The organism is Rhizobium sp. BK456 (genome assembly GCF_014194045.1).
Classification (GTDB): Bacteria; Pseudomonadota; Alphaproteobacteria; order Rhizobiales; family Rhizobiaceae; genus Rhizobium; species Rhizobium redzepovicii.
Genome location: NZ_JACIAO010000001.1, coordinates 21,857 through 40,711 on the forward strand (window position 1 = coordinate 21,857; position 18,855 = coordinate 40,711).

Here is an 18,855-nt window from a genome sequence, read left to right on the forward strand (position 1 = left end):
CGCAATTCCGGGCGGAAAATCGCTTCATACTTTTCCTGGAATTGCTCTACGCCGCAGCTCTCGATATCGAGACGCGGCAGCCGGAGGCGACGAGCGCCTCGCCGGCGACGTCGAGGAACAGGCGGCGGAACCAGCGCGCCCGGCCATCGGCCTGGTCGACGCGGCGATAGAGCATGGTTACCGGATCGGCCGGCAGCGAAAGCGGCGGCGCTGAGATCGTCAGTCCGTGCAATTGCGCCATGCAGCGTCCGATCGATTCCGGCACGATTGATATGGCCGGCATCGCCCGCAACGCCGTTGGCAGGGCGGAAAAGCGCGGCACCGTTGCCACCACACGCCTGACATGGCCGGTGCGGCTCAGCGCGGTGTCGATGCTGGTCGAGGCGTTGCCCTCGAACGAGACAGTGACATGGGCGACATCGGCGAAATCCTCAAGGCTCAGTGGCGCCTTCAGCTTGAGTTGAGCCTCATCGTAAATGCAGATCGATGCCTGATTGAACAGCGGCGCTCGGATGTGCCAGGAGGCTGGTTCGTCATGCACGGATACGCTGAAATCGAAGCCCCCCTCGTCCAGCCGGCGGGCGGCATCGCGCTTTTCGGAAGCGATGCCGATCAGCCGGGCGCCGGGTGAAAGCTGCAGCAGTCGGGCGGCAAGCGGGCCAAAAAAGGCCGATTCGAGATTGTCGCACATGCCGATGCGGAACTCGCCCTGCCAGCTTCCCGGATCGAAGTCGGCCTGCGGGCGAATAGCGCGCTCGATGCCCGAGAGCGCATCCTCGATTGCCGGAGCAATGGAAAGGGCGCGGGGCGTCGGCTGCAGGCCGCGACCGACACGCACGAACAGTTCGTCATCAAGTGTCTCGCGCAGCCGTCGCAAAGCGGCCGACAGGCCCGGCTGGCCGAGCAGCAACCGCTCGGCGGCGCGGCTGACATTGCGCTCCTGCATCAGCACCGAAAAGGCCAGCAGAAGGTTCAGGTCGATTTTGCGAAGTGTGGCATCATTCATCATCATGAGTAATACCTGGCATGGCTACTATCAATTTGCAATGAGGTAGGAAGATGTACATTTTTTCGTTCCCTGCCGTCCGCGCAACCTCCCTCGACGAGGCGGCAGCAAAAAAGGAACGTATCGATGACACTTTCCAAATCGAAAAGCGGAGCGGGGCTGGCATTGCTGCTGCTCTGCGCCGCCAATTTTCTCGACGCCATGGACGTCTCCACCATCGGTGTCGCGCTGCCCGCCATCCAGGCTGAACTGGGCATGGAAGCGACGTCGCTGCAATGGGCCGTCAGCGCTTATGTGCTCGGCTATGGCGGCTTTCTGCTGCTCGGCGGCCGGGTCGCCGACGTCTTTGGCCACCGCCGCGTCTTCCTCTGGTCGCTGGCGATTTTTGCCGCCGCCAGCATCGCCGGCGGCTTCGTCGACAGCGGCCCGACTCTGATCGCCGCCCGATTGATCAAGGGCATTGCGGCGGCCTTCACCGCGCCGGCAGCGCTTGCGCTGCTGCTCTCCGTCTTTGGCGAAGGAACTGCACGGGCAAAGGCGCTCGGCGTCTTCGCCTCGACCGGCGCCACAGGGTTCGTGCTCGGCATGGTGCTCGGCGGTGCTGCGACCATCTTCAACTGGCGGGCAACGCTGGTCGTGGGTGCGCCGGTCGCCATCCTGACGCTCTTTCTTGCGCCGCTGGCGCTGCCGGCAGACCCGAAAAGGACGGGGCCGCGGCCCGCTTTCGACTGGACCGGCGCGCTGACGATCACCCCCGGGCTGCTGCTCTTTGTTTTCGGCATCACCAATGCCGCGGCCGCCGGCTGGCAGGCTTTTGCGACCTGGGGCTCGCTGCTGGCATCGCTGGCGCTGATCCTGCTCTTCCTCGCAGTCGAAGCGCGCCACCCCGATCCAATGGTGCCGCTCGGCATGTTCCGCCGGGCGAAACTTCGGCACGCCAATGCGATTGCCGCCCTCTTCCAGGGCGCCTATGTCGGCTTCCAGTTCCTGGCGACGCTCTATTACCAAAACGTCCTCGGCTGGTCGGCCTTCACCACCGGCTTCTGCTTTGCGCTTGGCGGCGTCTTCGTGATGTTCCTGGCGCCCCGTTTTGCAAGCCTTGCACAAAATCGCGGCGCTACCAGGCTGATGGCGGCAGGTGTCGGCCTGCAGGCCTTCAGCTACGTCTTCTGGGTGACCGCACTCGGGCATGTCGACGCGATCCTGCTCGTGCTGTTTTCGCAGATCCCGCTCGGCCTCGGTTATGCACTGACCTACCCTTCGGTGCAGGTCGCAGCCCTTTCTGACGTCGAGGATGACAAATCGGGGCTCGCTTCCGGACTGCTCTTCGCCTCCTTCCAGATCGGCGGCGGCATTGTGCTCGCAGCCGCTTCGGCAGTATTCGGCGCCGCACCGCATTTCGGCTGGGATCCTTATGTCGCCGGTATCGCCTTCGTGGCGCTGCTTGCGGTCGCGATCACCCTGCTTGCCGCCGCCGGTCCGCGGACATCGGCCGCCCGGACTTCGGCCTATCAGGCCGCGGAATGACCGTTGCGCCCGCACCCTGACCGGTGCGGGCGCTTCATAAGATAAAGCGAATATTAGCAACAGAATCCCATTGCCTTGCCTCGGCGAAAGGCGCATGGTCTCGCCTTCGGCAGCCATTGTACGGGCGCTGCCGACTGAGGGTTTCATCCCCTCGCCCCGACGAAAGGAGGGCCTATGTCTTCCACTTCCGAAAAGCCGCATCTGACCTCGTCCGATCTCGACATGCTTCAAGGCGTGCTCGACGACGCCGGCTACGACGCCAGAATCCTGATCGATGACCAACGCGTGTTCAACGTCGCGGCCGTGTTGCTGATCAGGCTGTTCCAGGAGGGCGTCACCTCGCCTGCCATGCTCTCAAAGGCTCTCGAATACCATTTCGGCAAGCCGAAGGAACCGCCAAAACCGATCACCCCCATCTTCAACCGATATGCGATACAGGGATTGCCGCGCGAAAGACGGGCCGCTGGCTGATGCGCTGCGCATCTTTCAGATTCGCCAAAGGAGCCAATCACTTTGAAGCTGCGGAAAACCCTGTGTCTCTGTATCGGCGTCGCAGTGGCGGGTTATCTTGGATGGGTGCAGTTCGGCGCTTATCAGCAACGGCAGCATGCCAAGGATCTTGCTGCGATTGACAGGGAGCGCCGGGTGGCGCTCCTCGAAGCGGACGGCTGCCAGGCAAGGGTGGACCTGCTTCTCACGATGACCGACCGCCTGCTCAAGGCCGGAGGGATGCGGGTCCCGTTCGACATCGGGCGGGATATAGATCTTTGCCTGGCGCGCGGCATCATGTCGGCATCCGGGCGAGCGGAAATGGAAAGAACCAAACTGATCCGCCTGTTTCCCATCAATGATTAAGCCCCTCTGAAAATATGGCTTTGTTGCGGCAACGGCCTTAATGGCACCGCAATTTCATTGTAAGAGAAGGGCTCGCTGATTTGGCCGATGCGGCATCTGCGGTGACCGGAATCCGGCCCGCCATTTTCCCGATCGCGAAAACATGGTGACGTCCCGCCTCAACGTCGGGTTTGGCTTTTGGTGACATCTGAGGTCATCCGCCTCCAGACTTCGATGCGGTTTCAGCAGGCATCATTTCATTCAATTCCTGCGGCCCGGCGTTGTCGGGTCGTCCTCACGACGATCCCGCGATCTCCGGTCGCGGTCGACAAGCGGGCGAACACCGCGCAGGCTACGGCTTTTCAGTTTTCGATCAAACGGGAGATTTATTCATGGCAAAAGGACAGGTTAGAAGCAATCGTGAGGTCCGGAAGCCGAAGAAGGACAAGCAGGCGGCGAAGGTGGAAAGCACGTTCGCCAATCAGATGAAGACGGCGACCACGACCGCCCCGCATGGCAGTGCTCCAAAGAAATAAAAGATCTTATCGAGCCCCCGCCTCTTCGCAGAGATAGCGCAATTCACGATCGATTTGCGCATAAGAATCATGTGTCAACTGAAGTGATTGCGCGTCCGGTCGGCCGCGCTACGCTCCTGCGTGACATTATCACCCATTGACATGTTTCCACAAAAACAGGAAGTGCTGCAGCCATGGTCTCTCTTCACACAATGTACCGTTTCGACTATCCGCTCTTTCTCATTCGCTCGGCTGTAGTGATCGCACTCGGCCTTTCGAGTATCGCGGCCTTTCATGGCGCTATTCTGTGATCGAATCCGCGCGCCGCAACGAGATTAAGGAAATCCAAGTGGTCCCTTTGGGCGAACCCGCCGCAAACTCGGAGTCTTCCGGGGGGCACAACGCGCTTTTCGCTGAGAAGCGCTGGTTGAAGATTCTTGCCGGATACCGTCAGCCGAGAGCCGGCCGAAGCGCTTTTGAGCTTGCCGTCACGGTCGTCCCGTTCGCTCTGTTCTGGGCTGCCGCATGGGCCGCGGTTCATTACAGCTTCTGGCCTGGCCTCATCCTCGTCGTTCCCGCCGCCGCTTTCCTGTTACGGCTGTTCATGATCCAACACGATTGCGGCCATGGCTCGTTTTTCGCACGCCGCGGCGTCGACGACTGGGTTGGGCGAACGATCGGCATCCTGACGCTGACGCCATACGACTATTGGCGCCGGGCACACGCGGAGCACCACGCCTCGGCAGGGAACCTGGACGAACGCGGCGTCGGCGACATCGAAACGCTGACGATCGCCGAATACAATGCGCTGTCGCGCTGGGGCCGGCTTGGTTACCGGCTCTACCGGCACCCGGCCGTGATGTTCGGGATCGGGCCGGCATGGCTGTTCATCTTCAAGCAGCGCCTGCCCTTCGGCATGATGCGCTCCGGCGCCTTGCCCTGGATCTCCACAATGGCGACCAATCTTGCCATCGCGGCGGTCGCGGCACTGCTGATCTGGGCAGTCGGGATCGTCCCCTTCCTGCTGGTGCATCTGCCGACCGTGCTTCTGGCCGGTGCTGCCGGTGTCTGGCTGTTTTACGTCCAGCACCAGTTTGAGGAAACGCATTGGTCGAAGGAGCCGGACTGGCAGTTCCAGCATGCAGCCCTTCACGGCGCTTCGCATTACGACCTGCCGCCGGTGCTGCGCTGGATCACCGGCAATATCGGCATCCACCATGTCCATCATCTGTCGAGCCGGGTGCCCTATTACCGGCTGCCGGAGGTGCTGCGAGACCATCCTGAGCTTGCCGACCTCGGCCGCATCACGCTCATGGAAAGCCTGCGCTGCGTCAAGCTGGTGCTGTGGGACGAACAGACGAAACGGCTGGTGTCGTTTCGCGATGCGGCGCGGCTCGCAGCCGCGCAGTAAGCAGAGGCCTCAAAGCGCGTCGCCCCGATCTGATTGATGCGGCGCGCTTCGCCCTTTGTTTGGGCTGTGCCACCCCGCCCCCAGCGACGCGCTTTAGCGGTATCCCGTCACATCCGCCGGTTTGCCCGGTTCCTGCACTTCCACCATGTAGCGCCAGCAATCCGGCCGCGAACCGTCGATGTCATCGAACCCGTAAACCTTGGCAAGCCCACCGCTCGACAGCGACTGGCCGTTCCAGCGGGCGCGGTCGGGATCGGCGGCAATCGCAGCGACGGCGCGGCCGACGAAGTGCGGGGTTTCGGAAATGGCGAAGTGCGGCTGCACCTTGGTTGCCTCGCGCCAATTGTCTTCGTTGACACCATAGGCATCCAGCATCATTTCGGAGCGCAGCCAGCCGGGCGTGATCGAAACGGCCGTGGCGCCATGTTTTACCAGATCCTGCGCATGCGCCCAGGCCATGCGGGTGACGCCGGTTTTGACGAGGTCGTAGAAGGGCGACAGCCGATAATGGGTGGCATTGTAGTCGGCCGTGCCGTCGGTCACCTCGACAAGCAGCCCGCCCGGTCGCTCGATCAACAGCGGCAGCGCATAATGGGCGGTGATCAGATGCGTCTCGATGCCGAGCCGCAGCAGGCGCAGGCCCTTGTCCAGCGAATGCTCCCAGACGGCCTTATCCCATTCGAACAGCTTTTCGCCGCCCCAGATGTCGTTGACGAGAATATCGAGCCGGCCAGCCTCTGCCCGGATGCGGGCGACCAGCGCCTCGACCTCAGCCTCGACGAGATGGTCTACCCTCACGGCAATACCCCTCCCGCCCGCAGCCGTGACACGTTCGGCCGTTTCCTCGATCGTTTCCGGCCTGGCATATTCGGATTGCTGTGCGCGCGTCGAGCGCCCCGTCACATAGACGGTGGCGCCGGCAGAGCCGAGTTCCACTGCAATGCCGCGGCCGGCGCCCCGCGTTGCACCCGCCACCAAAGCCACTTTCTCCCGCAGGTCCGTTGTCACTTCTCCATCCTCCACGTTAGAAAAGAAAAAACTGACATTGCATATAAACGAATGTTCGTTCATAAATAAGGCGGATACGCGAGGAAATTCATGCCGCGCCGCCGTACGCTTTCCGATGAACAGCTTCTCGCCATGGTTTTGGCGCTGATCCATGCCGAGGGGCCGGATGCGGCGACCTTTGCGGCGGTGGCCAAAGTCAGCGGCCTTTCCGGTTCGACGCTGGTGCAGCGTTTTACCACGAAGGCGGCGATGCTGCGCGCAGCGCTGCTATACGCCTGGGACAGGCTGGATGCGGAAACGGCAAGGCTTGCAGGCAGCGTGGCGATCACACCGGACGGCGCCGTCGCGCTGCTTGTCGGACTGTCGCAGGATTACGGCGACAATGCCGCCGCCTATGGCGAGGGACTGCGGGTGCTGCGCGAGGACTTCCGCGATCCGGTGTTGCGCGCCCGGGGGGCTGCCTGGGGAACGGCGCTGACCGCGGCGATCGCACGCTGTTTCGCATCGGCAGGCGCGCCGGAGACCATCGCTCGGCTGATGCTGTCGCAATGGCAGGGCTCGCTCACCTGGTGGGGCTTTGGCGCGGAAGGGCCGGTGGACAAATATGTGGAGGTGGAATTGCGCCGCTTCCTCGCAGCGGTAAAAAGCTGAGCCGCTTACGCCTCTTCCTCTTCCTCGTCCTTCTCTTCACCCACAGTCAGCGGCCAGTCGACGACGTAGTCTTCGAGGTCGTCGATATCGATCTCGTTTTCGTTGATCGTGCGGCCGCGCGCGGAAATGCCGGCGGCATGAACGGTTTCCGGATCGCCGGAGATTAGCGGGTGCCACCAGTAGAGATCACGGCCTTCATTGACCAGCCGGTAGCCGCAGGTCGGCGGCAGCCAGGCGATATCGGGCACATTCTCCTTGGTCAGCTGCACGCAATCCGGAACGAAATCCCAGCGGTTCTCATAGCTAGAGCAGCGACAGCTTTCGCCGTCGAGCAGCTTGCAGCTGACCGAGGTGAAATAGATATCGCCGCTATCCCATTCCTCGATTTTGTTGAGGCAACAGAGACCGCAGCCGTCGCAGAGGCTTTCCCATTCGGCGACGGTCATTTCGGCAAGCGTCTTGCGCTTCCAGAAGGGCAGATCGTTCATCGTCATTTCTTGCAACAGCGGCCCGCAAATTGACGTGACAGCCATCTATCTCTCTTGTTATCAGCCGCAAAATCAATCAATTCTTCAGCATGCTCCTGGTATCGGAGGGCTTTGCGGCCATATGGCGGCCTCGCGCTTTCGTCGCTTTCCGACGGCCGGAGATAAGCGAAGCGCGATCAGGCGGGAATACAGGACGTGCAGGATCCGGACAACCCCGAAAGAGGTCCCGAAGCGGGACCCAAAGAAACGGCGAATAACGCGGCGGACAAGCGGCCGGCGAAGAGCCGCCACATCCTGCTGCGCATCGATTCGTGGATCGACTCAACCGTCTGGAACGCCGGCTTCCGCGCCGCCGAGATCTGGGAAGACATCACCATCTTTTTTCGCCGCTTCCGCGTGCGCGGCTGGAAGCGCATGGTCTTCGAACTTGCCGGCGAAGGGCTGACGCTCGGGGCGGCCGGCTCGGTGCTGATGCTGCTGCTTGCCCAGCCGGCCTTCGAGGCGACCAAGGAGGACTGGCGCAACCGCGGCGATTTCGCCGTCACCTTTACTGATCGTTACGGCAACGTCATCGGCCATCGCGGCGTCATTCACCAGAACTCCGTGCCGATCGACGAGCTGCCGGATTCCCTGATCAAGTCGGTGCTCGCTACCGAAGACCGGCGCTTCTTCGACCATTTCGGCATCGACGTGATCGGCCTCTTCCGCGCCATGGTGACTAACGCCCAGGCGGGCGAAGTCGTGCAGGGCGGCTCGACGCTGACCCAGCAGCTCGCCAAGAACCTGTTTCTCTCCAACGAGCGTTCGATCGACCGCAAGATCACCGAAGCGTTCCTCGCCTTGTGGCTCGAGTCGAACCTTTCCAAGAAGGAAATCCTCTCTACCTACCTCGACCGCGCCTATATGGGCGGCGGCACCTTTGGCGCAGCCGCGGCGGCGCAGTTCTATTTCGGCAAGAATATCACCGATGTGAACCTTGCCGAATCCGCCATGCTGGCCGGCCTGTTCAAGGCGCCGGCCAAATATGCGCCGCATGTGAATCTGCCGGCGGCACGTGCGCGCGCAAATGAGGTGCTGACCAATCTCGTGCAGAGCGGGCTGATGACCGAGGGACAGGTGATCGCCGCCCGGCGCAATCCGGCAACCGTCGTCGACCGCAACGAGGTAGAATCGCCCGACTTTTTCCTCGATTGGGCTTTCGACGAGGTGCAGCGGCTGTCGCCGCGCTTCCACCAGCATTCGCTGATCGTGCGCACGACAATCGACATGGGTATCCAGCAGGCGGCTGAGGAATCGGTCGAAACGTCGCTGCGCGAATATGGCGAGGCCTATCACGCCAAGCAGGGTGCCATGGTGATGATCGAGAACGGCGGCGCGGTACGCGCCATGGTCGGCGGGCGGGACTACGGCGAAAGCCAGTTCAACCGCGCCACCAGGGCGCTGCGCCAGCCGGGATCCTCCTTCAAGGTCTATACCTATTCGGTGGCCATGGAGAGCGGGATGACGCCGCAGACGACGATCGTCGACGCACCGATCTCTTGGGGCAATTGGAGCCCGCACAATTATGCGAACCACTATGCTGGCCGCATAACCCTTGAGACGGCGATCGCCCAATCGATCAACACGGTGCCGGTGCGGCTTGCCAAGGAGAAGCTCGGCATTCAGCCGATCCGGGCCATGGCGAAGAACCTCGGCGTCGAAACGCCGATCCGCGACGACGTCACCATCCCGATCGGCACGTCCGAGGTGACGGTGCTCGATCAGGCGACGGCCTATGCCACCTTCCCGGCCGGCGGCTATCAGTCGCGCCGCCACGGCATCACCCAGGTTCTCGATTACGACGGCGACGTGCTCTATGATTTCGACCGCGACGAGCCGGCGCCTAAACGCGTACTCTCGGAACAGGCCGATGCCTATATGAACCAGATGTTGTCGCGCGTTCCCTATGTCGGCACGGCGCGCAAGGCAGCCCTTGACAACGGCATCGTGACAGCTGGCAAGACCGGCACGACCCAGGCCTACCGCGACGCCTGGTTCGTGGGTTTCACCGGCAACTACACCTGCGCCGTCTGGTTCGGCAATGACGACTATACCTCGACCAACAACATGACCGGCGGCTCGCTGCCGGCGATGACCTTCAAGCGCGCCATGGACTACGCCCATCAGGGTGTGACGCTGCGCGCCATTCCCGGCATCGAAAATCCCTTGCCCTCGGAAAAGGATCTCGCCAAGACCGTCGCCGCCAAGCCGCAGGACGGATTGCCGCAGCTCATCCGGCCGCGCATGCTCTCGGTGCCATCGACGAATATTCTCAAAGCCCTCGGCGCAAAGCTGAAAAATGCCGCCCCGCTCGCGCCGGCGAAGGTGGCGAGCGCCGAATAGACGCCGCGTGGATGCGACGAACGATTTCCGGGAGATCTGCGAGAGCGTGGCCCCTCATCCGGCTAGGTGAGGGCAAATCATAGGCGCGCACGCCCGCACCTCTGGATAGATCGCGTACATGTCGTCGCATGGCATTCCACCCCACCAGAATCAGTGGTAACCCTTTAACTCGATATGGTTTCCAAGGTCTTGACGTGTTTCGATTCCCCCTCTTCATCCTGGTCACGCTGATCGTCGCCTTCGGCGGCGGGATCATGATTTCGCTGTATGCGCTGGATGCGACACAGGGTTTCGGGGCGATCAAGCTCGGGGCGTGGGAGGCCTTTCCGGCGCTTCAGACGGTCGATGCCGATCCTTATGCCAAGTCGCATCGGGCTCGCGCCGGCAAGCTGCTCTACGGCAGCGCCGAGGGGCTGACCTTCACGGCGAGCGTCGACGACGACGGTGCGCGGCTGAATGCCGGCTGCCGCTACCGCATCAGCGGGCAAACGCCGCCTGCCCGGATCTGGACACTCTTTACCGCCGACAATGGCGGCAACCCGGCGGCAGTCAAGACCGGGCATCCCTCAGCGCTCAATTCCTGGACGGTGCTACGCCAGCCGGACAGCAGCTTCTCGATCGACATCTCAGCCGCGGCGCAGCCCGGCAACTGGCTGGCCTTGCCGGAGGCCGGCACCTTCCGGCTGGTGCTGACGCTGTTCGACACGCCGACCGCCGGCAGCTCCGGCGTGATCGACCTCGCCATGCCGAAGCTCACCAAGACCGGATGCGGCAATGCTTAGGATCTTCTTCGCCATTCTGACCGGCCTTTTCGGCGCAGCCCTGCTGCACCTCGTCATCATCCTGTCGCTGCCGCATTTCACCGGCAAGGATGCGGCGACCCGCGTGGAGGCGGAGGGCGACCTCAACAATTTCACGTTGCTCGGCGGCCAGTATGACGAAGCAGGCCTTGCCAATGGCGACCCCTTCGTGCGCACCGCCGTCTGCTCCTTCGACGTCGAGGATGCGCCGGTGCATTTCACCGCCAAGGGCAATGTGCCCTTCTGGTCGATCGCCATCTACGACAGCGCCTCCAACGAGGTCTTCAGCATGAACGACAGAACCTCGGTCGGCGGTGCGCTCGATGTGCTGGCCGGCGGCCCGATCCAGCTGACCGACCTGCGCAAGAACCTGCCGCAGGAATTGCAGCAGGCGATCCTGGTGGAAATGGCGCGGCCGGACGGCTATGCCGTGCTGCGGACGCTGGCGCCGCAGGCAAGTTTTAATGAGGCGGCGCGGAACTTCCTGACGGAAGCCGGCTGTGAGCAATTTAGCGCCCGCTAAAGTTGAACGGACGTTACTTCTTGTTGACGCGCGGCGCGGGCGCCGGACCATGTCTAGGGCTCTCGGTCAGCCGCTCGTAGCGGACGCCCGTGAACCAGAGGATCTTAGCTTCGCGGGGCTCTTTGTCCGGGCGGCGGGGCGCCCGCGGCTGCCGATCCGCCAATGCGACTACTATTGCCATTCTCGTCTCCATGCACTGCCCGAGACGGATGAACTTACGATGGATTTCACCCTGCCCGCCAATGTGCGAGCCGGCGCGTCCTGCGGTGGCGGAGTGACCGAACCGAGGGCATTCGCGCCTTTCCCACGGCACCTGGTTGAAATACCGTGATCAGGAGTCTCAACGATCCAAACACTCAAATCGCGTCGTTCCCATCCGAATTGAGACATATGACAGTTAACAGTTTACTAATATTCGGCGGAAGCCAAACACAGTTCACGTTACCTGCTCTGTAACGCGCGAAGAGTTGATTTGGTTTCACGCCGCCCGCCCAAGGCTCCGGCCCGAACTCGAAGTATAAAACAAGAAGTAAATCATATAGTTGAGAAGAGCGGAGCACGCCTACCCCGGCAGCAAAAGAGCAATGTTGCAGAAATGCTTCATGAAAATATTTAATTGCACACGACTCCGATACGCGTATGTTTGCTCCAGTCGATCAGCATTTCCGGCCCCGATCGATCGCGGATATTCACGCTCTTGCCGGAATGCGGAGGCTAGCGATGTCTTTGCTGGTGAATTCATATTTCTCGCCTGACGATCTCGACATTCTGCGCGGTGCGCTCGATGCCTGGTGCGCGGAACGGCGCGTCGACATCAAAAGCGTCGAGGCGCAGTATGCGGCATCGGCGGCACTCGACCTTTATCAGGCCGGCCACAACAGCCGCGAAAAATTGCTGGACGCGCTGCGCGATCGCAAAGCCGCCTGACCTTTTCCCTTGTGATGCCAGCGATGTGCAGTCGTTGCAGCGGCCTCTTCCACCAGACTTTTATGTTGCCGGCCAATCACGCCGCGACACGCGCCGCGTGTATATTTCTGGCGCATTTTCACAAAATCTTCAGCATGCATTAACCCTACCGGTGTAGGATTTGTTCATAACCCATGTGGCCCGGCATGCGTTCCGCCAGCGCATATCGGCCCGTGGTTCCCCTTGGTTCGGCGTTTTCGGGGTGTTCTTGTGCGTGACCGGTTTCGAGACCTAGAGGGCCCATTGGCCGTCAGGAAAAAGGACGTGGTATTGATGGCGACCGTCAGCAGTTTCGAGAACCTGTCTCATCCGACACGTTCCGAACTGCGCCAATTTGCCGAGCTTTTCATGCCGCTGTTCCAGGCCTCCTCCGACGAGGCCAAACGCCAGGCCGTCGCGGCACTCTCTCAATGCGAAAACATGCCGGCGGCCGTGGCGCTGTTCATCGGCAACCAGCCGATCGAGATCGCCGCCCCTTTTCTTGCCGCCTCCAAGGCAATTGCCGACGATACCCTGATTACCATCGCGCGCATGCAGGGTGCAGCGCATGTAAAGGCGATCGTCAGTCGCGATTCCCTCTCGCCGAAGGTCATCGATGCGCTGGTGGCGCTACGCCAGAGCCAGCCGCGGTCGGCCGCCGCATCGGCGCCCATCACAGAATCCCAGACGGTGCCGCTGTCGCCGGCGCCTGGAGAAACCTACGAGGCGGATGCGCTGCAGGAACAGCGGGTTGCCAATGAAGAGGCGCTGCGCGAGCGTATTCTCGGTCTTGCTGGCCATCTCGGCCGGGCCGACGAGGACAGGCTTGGCCTGCGCACGCTTACCGATATTCAGGAGGCGCTGCTGGTACGTTTTGCCCGCTCACGCGAGGCAATGCATTTCGCAACCGCGCTGGCCGATGCGCTGTCGGCCAGCCGCTGGCTTGCAGAACGCATCATGCTCGATCTTTCCGGCCAGCAGCTCGCGACGACGCTGACGAGCCTTGGCATGGGCTTTCTCGACGCCGTCTTCGTGCTGGAAAAGCTTTATCCGCATCTTGCCGAACAGCAGCACAATGTCACGCGCGGCTGGATGGTGCTCGATGCGCTCGATCCGGAAGAATGCCACGAACGGGTGGAAGCCTGGCGCCGCGCCGATCGCTACACCTACAAACCCGAGGCGGCCAATGCGCCTGCACCTCAGGAAACGCCGAGCCACCGCTTCCTCAATCAGGCGCCGGCGCAGCGCGACATGCGTGTCCTGGGGCGGCGATCCCGCTGAGGTCGGCAGACCCGCCGGCCCTCAGCCATCCCGCGCAAGCGGGATCATGTCGCCCAATTCCTCCGCTTCGAGCTCGACGATCCACAGATCGGGGTCGAACCGGCGTTCCCGCTCCAGCATGGCGCGCACCGCTTCAGGCTCGCTGCGCGACAGGCGGATCTCGAACAGACGGCCGCCCGCCTCACTTTCGCCGAAGGCGGTCTGCGGCGCAGGCGCATAGAGCGTTTCCAGGCCGTCGCGAAAATGCTGGCGGATGAAGATCGCACCCGCCTCCTCCGCACCCTTCTTTTCGACGGCGGCAAAATCGCCGCTGGCGAAGACGCGGCGCAGGAGGGCGGAAACGAAGATGTCGGCGCGTAATCTCATCGGCGCGGTATAGACCGGGCGGCCAGCGGCGGCAATGCGGCGATTGGCGGTGTTCCAGACGACATGGCCAGGCCGCTTGGGCTGCGAGGGTTTCCGGTTATGGTAGGGGTGTTTCTAAGGCGTTTCGCGCTGTGCGCGGGAAAAGCGCTACGCACTTTTGCGCGACAGGCTTCGGGCTAAATTGCGCCGATTTCCTTGAGTTTTTTCAGCACCGCCTGGGTCGGCTCGCCGTTTTCGGGCAGGTTGTAGTGCTTCTGGAAATGGCGGATGGCCGCGCGGGTCTGCTCGCCGGCAACACCGTCGACGCCGACATTGGCATAGGCCATGTTGGAAAGGCCCTTCTGGATCTTCAGCACCAGATCGACATTGGTGATTTCGCTTGAGGGAACCTGCTTTGCGGATGACGGAGCGGTTTTGACCGTCTTTTCGGCGCTGCGGATCGCCGCTGCGACCGGGTCTTCCGCCGCTGCCTTCGAGTTGACATCCTCGGGCGGCTTTTCCATGGGAACGGTCGAGGGGCCGGCTGAATCAGTCTTCAGCGCCGCCAGCACCTGCGGCGTCGGATCGCCGGTCTGGGCCATGCCGACGGTTTCCTCGAAGAAGAGGATGGCCGCGCTGGTACGTGGGCCGATGACGCCGTCGGGTATGCCGTTATAGAGGCCACGGCGCACCAGTTGTTGCTGGATGTCCATGACGAGCTGGCTCGGCTGCTGGCCGGGCGCGGCCGGCGCCGGCGTTGCGTTGGTGGTGGTCGCGGCATCCTCCGGCCGCTCGATGCGGAAGGTGGTGACGTCGCCCTGCTGCTCCTCGGCCGGGCGGCGGGCGCCGAGCACGTTGGAAGACTGCGGATCGCGGGTGCGGAAAATCGGGTGGGGATGCAGGCCCGGCTGATACCAGAGCGCATTGGCGGCGACGAAGGAGAAGATGACGACAAAGGTGATCGTGCCGCCGGCAACCGAGGGATTGCGGCCGATGACGCCGCCGAGCACCGAGGCGCCCTGCAGGCTGAGGCCGCCCAGGGCGGCTGCACCCGACATCAAGAGGCCCGGCTGCTGCCGTCCCCTTTTTCCCTTAGGCGATTTTCGCTTGTGCGCGGCCATCCAAACGCCCCTCCCCCAATTCTACACCTGCATTGAGCGCGCCCTTCAGCCGCGGCGGGAACTCGACAGTCGCGCCATGACCGGCGTCTTCGGCGCATATGGCGCCCGAGCCGTCCACCGCGATCTCTATGGTGATGATCGTGCCTTCGCCGGGCTGGCTGGCGATGGCGAAATGCCCGCCATGCAGCGCCACCAGCCCCTTGACCAGGGAAAGACCAAGGCCGGTGCCTTCGAAGCGACGGGTATAGTCGTTCTGGATCTGGACGAAGGGCTGACCGAGCAAGGCCAGCTTGTCGGCCGCAATACCGATGCCGGTGTCGCTGACCGTCAGCTTGAGGATGCCGTCGCGTGCCGCCGCGTCGACCGAGACGACGCCGCCGGCCTCGGTGAACTTTATGGCATTGCCGACGAGATTGATGAGGATCTGCTGGATGGCGCGCTGATCGGCGACGATCTCGCCGAGGCCGCGCTGGATCCGGCTCGTCAGCGTCAGGCCTTTGGTCTTGGCCTGCAATGCCAGCATCGATTCGCAGGATTTGACCGAACTCGCTATATCGAAAGGTTCAAGGATAAGCTCGTAGCGGCCGGCTTCGATCTTGCTCATGTCGAGCATGGTGTTGACGACGGACAGGAGATGGGCGCCGGATTCGCGCACGAGGCCGACATATTCGCGCTGACGGTCGTTTTCGAACTTGCCGAAATATTCGCCGATCAGGATATCGGAAAAACCGAGAATGGCGTTCAGCGGCGTGCGCAGTTCGTGGCTGACGGCGGCGAGGAAGCGCGACTTGGCGTCGTTTGCCGATTCGGCATCGGCAACACGGTTCTGGGCTTCGGCCCGCAGCTGCTGCTCGACGGAGACATCGCGCAGCTGAGCGATGACGGCGGCAAGTTCGCCGTCGGCGTCGCGCCGGGCCGTCATGTCCATTCTAAGATAGGCGAACTGGCGTTGATCGCGCGCGACCGAGGGGCGGTCGATGCGCAGATCGACGCACTCGGCATCCTCGCCCCGGCGCAGGCTATCGAGCGCCTGCAGGAAAAGGATGCGGTCGGAGACGTGCACCTGCTCCAGGAAGCCCCTGCCCTTGGGATCGCGCATCCAGGCGAGGAAATCGCGCCGGTCGCGGCCGCCGATCGTGGCCACACTGCCGTGCGGATCGAGGAAGAAGACGAGCCCGGGGGTGGCGTCAAGGAAGAAGTCCTCGGCCGACTGTGTCGCGATCCCGGCGGACGAGCCCTGACGGGCAAGCGCGATGCTGCCGACGGCGGAGAACAGAAAGGCGGCGCAAACCATGGCGACCCCTGCCGGCAAGGCGACGGCCGGACTGGTGACCGCCGAGAGGCCGATCGGAGCGGCAATAAGCGCAGCCGACGAGAACAGCACGAGGCGGCGCAGGATCGCAAGCTCGCGCTGGCGCACGGCTTCACCGCCGCCCGTCCGGGAGAGCCAGCTTGTCGCCGCCCGGTCTACGAGCGCCGTCACCCAGCCGCCAATGTTACTCAATACTCGCACGCAATACCCGCCCAAAAAGGCTGTCTATCGATCCGGACAATAGGCCCCGGCGGCTTAAAGAAAGGATAAGGCAAAAGCGCTGTTCACAGCCGAAAAGGCCCGAAAATCCCGTTTTGAAGCATCTGAAAGGCTCTTTGCCTTTTGTGGTTAATGGCAGGTAAGCGACGGATTTTCCTCATATTTCAGCATTGCGTTAACTCCTGTGGCAAGGCGAGCTGGCAAAAGCCCTGCAATTGCAGCGAGGTGCTGCCCTGATGCTTAACGGCGATCGCTCGCATTCGACTAAAATGTCCGTCAAATACCGTTCGCTAAAATTTGAACTAAATTTGCCGCAAATGCGCGTGAGTTTCGAAAAGCGGCATTCGCAACTTGGCGGTAGGGTGAAATCACACCGGACAACCGGCCTGATTCGGCGACAAGAACCGGACGGGAAAACAGGATGGGCAACGACAATGTGGTTTCTAATCAAAGGATCCTTCTGGTTTGGCCTTGTGCTCGTGCTCCTTTCCGTCTTTAGCACGGAGGGTTCCGACAAGTTCGCCAGCGGCCCGCAATTGCAGCTTTCCGACGCCTTTACGGCGGCAAGCGGCGCCTATGACTATCTCACCGGCATGTGCTCAGAAAAACCCGAGGTCTGCGCCAAGGGCGCCGAAACGCTCACCGCACTCGGCTACCGGGCGCGTGAAGGCGCCCACGTCGCCTATGAACTGCTCGACAGCCAGTTCAAGGACGAGACGCCGGCGACAGCAAAACATGCCGAAACGCAAATGCCGGTGGCTCTCACCATGCCTTCGCTTACGGCACCCGCCATCCAGGAAAAGGTACGCGAGGCAAAGGCCGCGCTGAACCAGCCGATGCCCTACCGCCCGCCGGTCGAAGATGACGCCTCCGCCGAGACGGTTGTCACCGGCGCGATCCCGCTGCCGACGCCGAAGCCGGCGATCTAGATTTTCCAAGCTTGCATCGGTGGCCCGCACGACGCGGAAATGCCCCATGCCTGACGTGCCTGCCCTGTTTAATTCAGCATGTTGCTGCGCCGTGAGGATGCCCATCCCTCACGGCGTTTCTTTTTCATGCATGTCACCAGGACGCGTGCCGCGGTTTAGAGATCACGACACGCATGAAAACGAGGAATTGAAGCGTGTCGCATGAATCCTGTTCGACGCGGCGCGCTTTAACGGTTCAAATCCGCCGGTCTTTCACCTATATGCAGTTTTAAGATTGAAAGGCTTTCCCATGGCATCCCTCGACCAGATCATCGACGACTTCGCCTTCTTGGACGATTGGGAAGACCGCTACCGCTATGTCATCGAACTCGGCAAGGCGCTGCCGGACCTCGCCGAGGAGAAGCGTACCTCCGAAAATAAGGTAATGGGCTGTGCCAGCCAGGTCTGGCTGGTGACGCATACAACAGGTGATCCCGACAACCCGGTCATGAGTTTCGAAGGGGATTCCGACGCCCATATCGTCCGCGGCCTCGTCGCCATCGTGCTTGCCACCTATTCCGGCAAGACGGCGTCGGAGATCGCCGGCCTTGATGCCTTCGAGATCTTCTCGAAGATCGGTCTGGTGGAGAACCTGTCATCGCAGCGTTCGAATGGACTGCGATCGATGGTCAACAGGATCCGTGAGGAAGCAAAGCTTCGCGCCGCGGCCTGAACGCGCTTGCGATAAGGGGTTCTGAGAGACGCCGCGCCCCAAGCGATTCAGGAAGCGCTACGATCAACGAATCAGTACATTAACACTTGCTGATAGTATAGGAATACATTCTACGGCTGCTCGCAAAGCATAGGTCAGAGGCGCCGCCGCAAGCACAGACAGAAAAGCCGGGCACAAGACCCGGCTTTTGTCGTTGATGGCTTTCGAAAAAGCTCAGCCGCGGCCGCGCTTGCGGCGCTGACCCAGGCCCATTTCCTTTGCCAGGCGCGAACGCGCTTCGGCATAGGCGGGCGCTACCATCGGGTAGTCGGTCGGCAGGTCCCACTTCTCGCGGTATTCTTCCGGCGAGAGGCTGTGATGCGTCATCAGGTGACGCTTGAGGGACTTGAAGTTGCCGCCGCATTCCAGACACGTGATCTGCTCGTCCTGTACGGACTTGCGGACAGAGACTGCAGGCTTCTGTTTTTCGACGATGGCCGCAGCAGGCTGCGGTACGGACGTGTTGCTCAGTGCCGAATGCACGTCGGAAATCAGATTTGCCAGGTCGCTGACCGGGACAACATGGTTGCTGACATAAGCCGCGACGATGTCGGCTGTCAGTTCCACAAGCAGCTCCGGCGCATTGCCGGTCGCCATTTCCGTCATATTTTTTCTCCTGTTAGCATGCTCAAACGGCCTTTGACTGTTACGTCAAAGACCCGCCTCGTAGAAGCGAACAGCAAAAGCACGGGAAGCGACCTTCTGTTTCGAAAAACGCGAAATCCACCCCTAGATTCCGAAGAGCGAGACCTGTTCTAATACTGCCTGGCTGCAAATCACTACGTCATGCCCCACGCGATGGCCCCA

Annotated in this window: 21 protein-coding genes; 13 read left to right on the forward strand and 8 right to left on the reverse strand. The window is 61.9% G+C overall.

Going from position 1 to position 18,855, the window contains the following annotated elements; genetic code table 11:
• Nucleotides 1-46 precede the first annotated feature (46 nt).
• A complete protein-coding gene (locus tag FHX03_RS00140; protein ID WP_097627770.1) occupies nucleotides 47-1,009 on the reverse strand; it encodes a LysR family transcriptional regulator in 963 nt (320 codons plus the stop codon).
• A gap of 123 nt (nucleotides 1,010-1,132) precedes the next feature.
• Here FHX03_RS00140 and FHX03_RS00145 point away from each other — a divergent pair, with 123 nt between their 5' ends.
• From FHX03_RS00145 to FHX03_RS00165, 5 genes are all read left to right on the forward strand, one after another.
• The gene (locus FHX03_RS00145; protein ID WP_183851908.1) at nucleotides 1,133-2,533 is read left to right on the forward strand and encodes an MFS transporter; all 1,401 of its coding nucleotides are present in this window, start codon (nucleotides 1,133-1,135) and stop codon (nucleotides 2,531-2,533) included.
• Between the two features lie 174 nt (nucleotides 2,534-2,707).
• The gene (locus FHX03_RS00150; protein ID WP_097627706.1) at nucleotides 2,708-3,004 is read left to right on the forward strand and encodes a hypothetical protein; all 297 of its coding nucleotides are present in this window, start codon (nucleotides 2,708-2,710) and stop codon (nucleotides 3,002-3,004) included.
• A gap of 48 nt (nucleotides 3,005-3,052) precedes the next feature.
• Complete coding sequence (locus FHX03_RS00155; RefSeq protein WP_097627769.1) at nucleotides 3,053-3,388, forward strand: hypothetical protein; 336 nt, start codon at nucleotides 3,053-3,055, stop codon at nucleotides 3,386-3,388.
• 371 nt (nucleotides 3,389-3,759) lie between these two features.
• On the forward strand, nucleotides 3,760-3,903 hold the full coding sequence (locus FHX03_RS00160) for a hypothetical protein (RefSeq protein WP_003587729.1): 144 nt from the start codon (nucleotides 3,760-3,762) through the stop codon (nucleotides 3,901-3,903).
• A gap of 328 nt (nucleotides 3,904-4,231) precedes the next feature.
• Nucleotides 4,232-5,293 carry a fatty acid desaturase gene (locus tag FHX03_RS00165; protein ID WP_183777468.1) on the forward strand — a complete coding sequence of 354 codons (1,062 nt, stop codon included), beginning with the start codon at nucleotides 4,232-4,234 and terminating at the stop codon, nucleotides 5,291-5,293.
• Nucleotides 5,294-5,386: 93 nt separating this feature from the next.
• Here FHX03_RS00165 and FHX03_RS00170 read toward each other — a convergent pair whose 3' ends face one another.
• Complete coding sequence (locus tag FHX03_RS00170) at nucleotides 5,387-6,301, reverse strand: SDR family oxidoreductase (protein WP_183777467.1); 915 nt, start codon at nucleotides 6,299-6,301, stop codon at nucleotides 5,387-5,389.
• 90 nt (nucleotides 6,302-6,391) lie between these two features.
• On the opposite strand from FHX03_RS00170, the gene FHX03_RS00175 reads away from it, so the two are divergent.
• Nucleotides 6,392-6,952, forward strand: coding sequence for a TetR family transcriptional regulator (locus FHX03_RS00175; protein WP_097627700.1), 561 nt, complete (start codon nucleotides 6,392-6,394; stop codon nucleotides 6,950-6,952).
• 5 nt (nucleotides 6,953-6,957) lie between these two features.
• On the opposite strand, the gene FHX03_RS00180 is transcribed toward FHX03_RS00175, so the two are convergent.
• Nucleotides 6,958-7,440, reverse strand: a complete 483-nt coding sequence (locus FHX03_RS00180; RefSeq protein WP_012557045.1) for a YcgN family cysteine cluster protein — start codon at nucleotides 7,438-7,440, stop codon at nucleotides 6,958-6,960.
• 195 nt (nucleotides 7,441-7,635) lie between these two features.
• On the opposite strand from FHX03_RS00180, the gene FHX03_RS00185 reads away from it, so the two are divergent.
• The 3 genes from FHX03_RS00185 (at nucleotide 7,636) to FHX03_RS00195 (ending at nucleotide 11,145) form a co-directional block, all read left to right on the forward strand.
• The gene (locus tag FHX03_RS00185; RefSeq protein WP_183851910.1) at nucleotides 7,636-9,822 is read left to right on the forward strand and encodes a transglycosylase domain-containing protein; all 2,187 of its coding nucleotides are present in this window, start codon (nucleotides 7,636-7,638) and stop codon (nucleotides 9,820-9,822) included.
• 194 nt (nucleotides 9,823-10,016) lie between these two features.
• On the forward strand, nucleotides 10,017-10,604 hold the full coding sequence (locus tag FHX03_RS00190) for a DUF1214 domain-containing protein (protein WP_097627696.1): 588 nt from the start codon (nucleotides 10,017-10,019) through the stop codon (nucleotides 10,602-10,604).
• Nucleotides 10,597-11,145 carry a membrane protein gene (locus FHX03_RS00195; RefSeq protein WP_003587740.1) on the forward strand — a complete coding sequence of 183 codons (549 nt, stop codon included), beginning with the start codon at nucleotides 10,597-10,599 and terminating at the stop codon, nucleotides 11,143-11,145. The genes FHX03_RS00190 and FHX03_RS00195 overlap by 8 nt, the downstream gene beginning before the upstream one ends.
• Nucleotides 11,146-11,158: 13 nt before the next feature.
• On the opposite strand, the gene FHX03_RS00200 is transcribed toward FHX03_RS00195, so the two are convergent.
• Nucleotides 11,159-11,326 (reverse strand): hypothetical protein, encoded by a 168-nt coding sequence (locus FHX03_RS00200; RefSeq protein ID WP_165503950.1) that lies wholly within the window; start codon nucleotides 11,324-11,326, stop codon nucleotides 11,159-11,161.
• A gap of 539 nt (nucleotides 11,327-11,865) precedes the next feature.
• On the opposite strand from FHX03_RS00200, the gene FHX03_RS00205 reads away from it, so the two are divergent.
• A complete protein-coding gene (locus tag FHX03_RS00205) occupies nucleotides 11,866-12,072 on the forward strand; it encodes a hypothetical protein (RefSeq protein WP_183851912.1) in 207 nt (68 codons plus the stop codon).
• A 249-nt stretch (nucleotides 12,073-12,321) separates the two neighbouring features.
• Nucleotides 12,322-13,371, forward strand: a complete 1,050-nt coding sequence (locus FHX03_RS00210; RefSeq protein ID WP_097627692.1) for a DUF2336 domain-containing protein — start codon at nucleotides 12,322-12,324, stop codon at nucleotides 13,369-13,371.
• Between the two features lie 21 nt (nucleotides 13,372-13,392).
• Here FHX03_RS00210 and FHX03_RS00215 read toward each other — a convergent pair whose 3' ends face one another.
• The 3 genes from FHX03_RS00215 to FHX03_RS00225 form a co-directional block, all read right to left on the reverse strand.
• Nucleotides 13,393-13,737 (reverse strand): DUF1491 family protein, encoded by a 345-nt coding sequence (locus tag FHX03_RS00215; protein WP_183851914.1) that lies wholly within the window; start codon nucleotides 13,735-13,737, stop codon nucleotides 13,393-13,395.
• Between the two features lie 176 nt (nucleotides 13,738-13,913).
• Nucleotides 13,914-14,837, reverse strand: coding sequence for a peptidoglycan-binding protein (locus FHX03_RS00220; protein ID WP_183851916.1), 924 nt, complete (start codon nucleotides 14,835-14,837; stop codon nucleotides 13,914-13,916).
• Nucleotides 14,809-16,350: a sensor histidine kinase gene (locus tag FHX03_RS00225; RefSeq protein WP_097627685.1), complete on the reverse strand. Its 1,542-nt coding sequence runs from the start codon at nucleotides 16,348-16,350 to the stop codon at nucleotides 14,809-14,811. Before FHX03_RS00225 ends, FHX03_RS00220 begins: the two co-directional genes overlap by 29 nt.
• A 452-nt stretch (nucleotides 16,351-16,802) precedes the next feature.
• On the opposite strand from FHX03_RS00225, the gene FHX03_RS00230 reads away from it, so the two are divergent.
• On the forward strand, nucleotides 16,803-17,297 hold the full coding sequence (locus FHX03_RS00230; RefSeq protein ID WP_097627683.1) for a DUF5330 domain-containing protein: 495 nt from the start codon (nucleotides 16,803-16,805) through the stop codon (nucleotides 17,295-17,297).
• Nucleotides 17,298-17,586: 289 nt separating this feature from the next.
• The gene (locus FHX03_RS00235) at nucleotides 17,587-18,009 is read left to right on the forward strand and encodes a SufE family protein (RefSeq protein WP_003587751.1); all 423 of its coding nucleotides are present in this window, start codon (nucleotides 17,587-17,589) and stop codon (nucleotides 18,007-18,009) included.
• A gap of 213 nt (nucleotides 18,010-18,222) precedes the next feature.
• Here the strand turns inward: FHX03_RS00235 and FHX03_RS00240 are convergent, their stop codons facing one another.
• Nucleotides 18,223-18,654, reverse strand: coding sequence for a MucR family transcriptional regulator (locus FHX03_RS00240; RefSeq protein WP_003569414.1), 432 nt, complete (start codon nucleotides 18,652-18,654; stop codon nucleotides 18,223-18,225).
• Nucleotides 18,655-18,855: the final 201 nt, after the last annotated feature.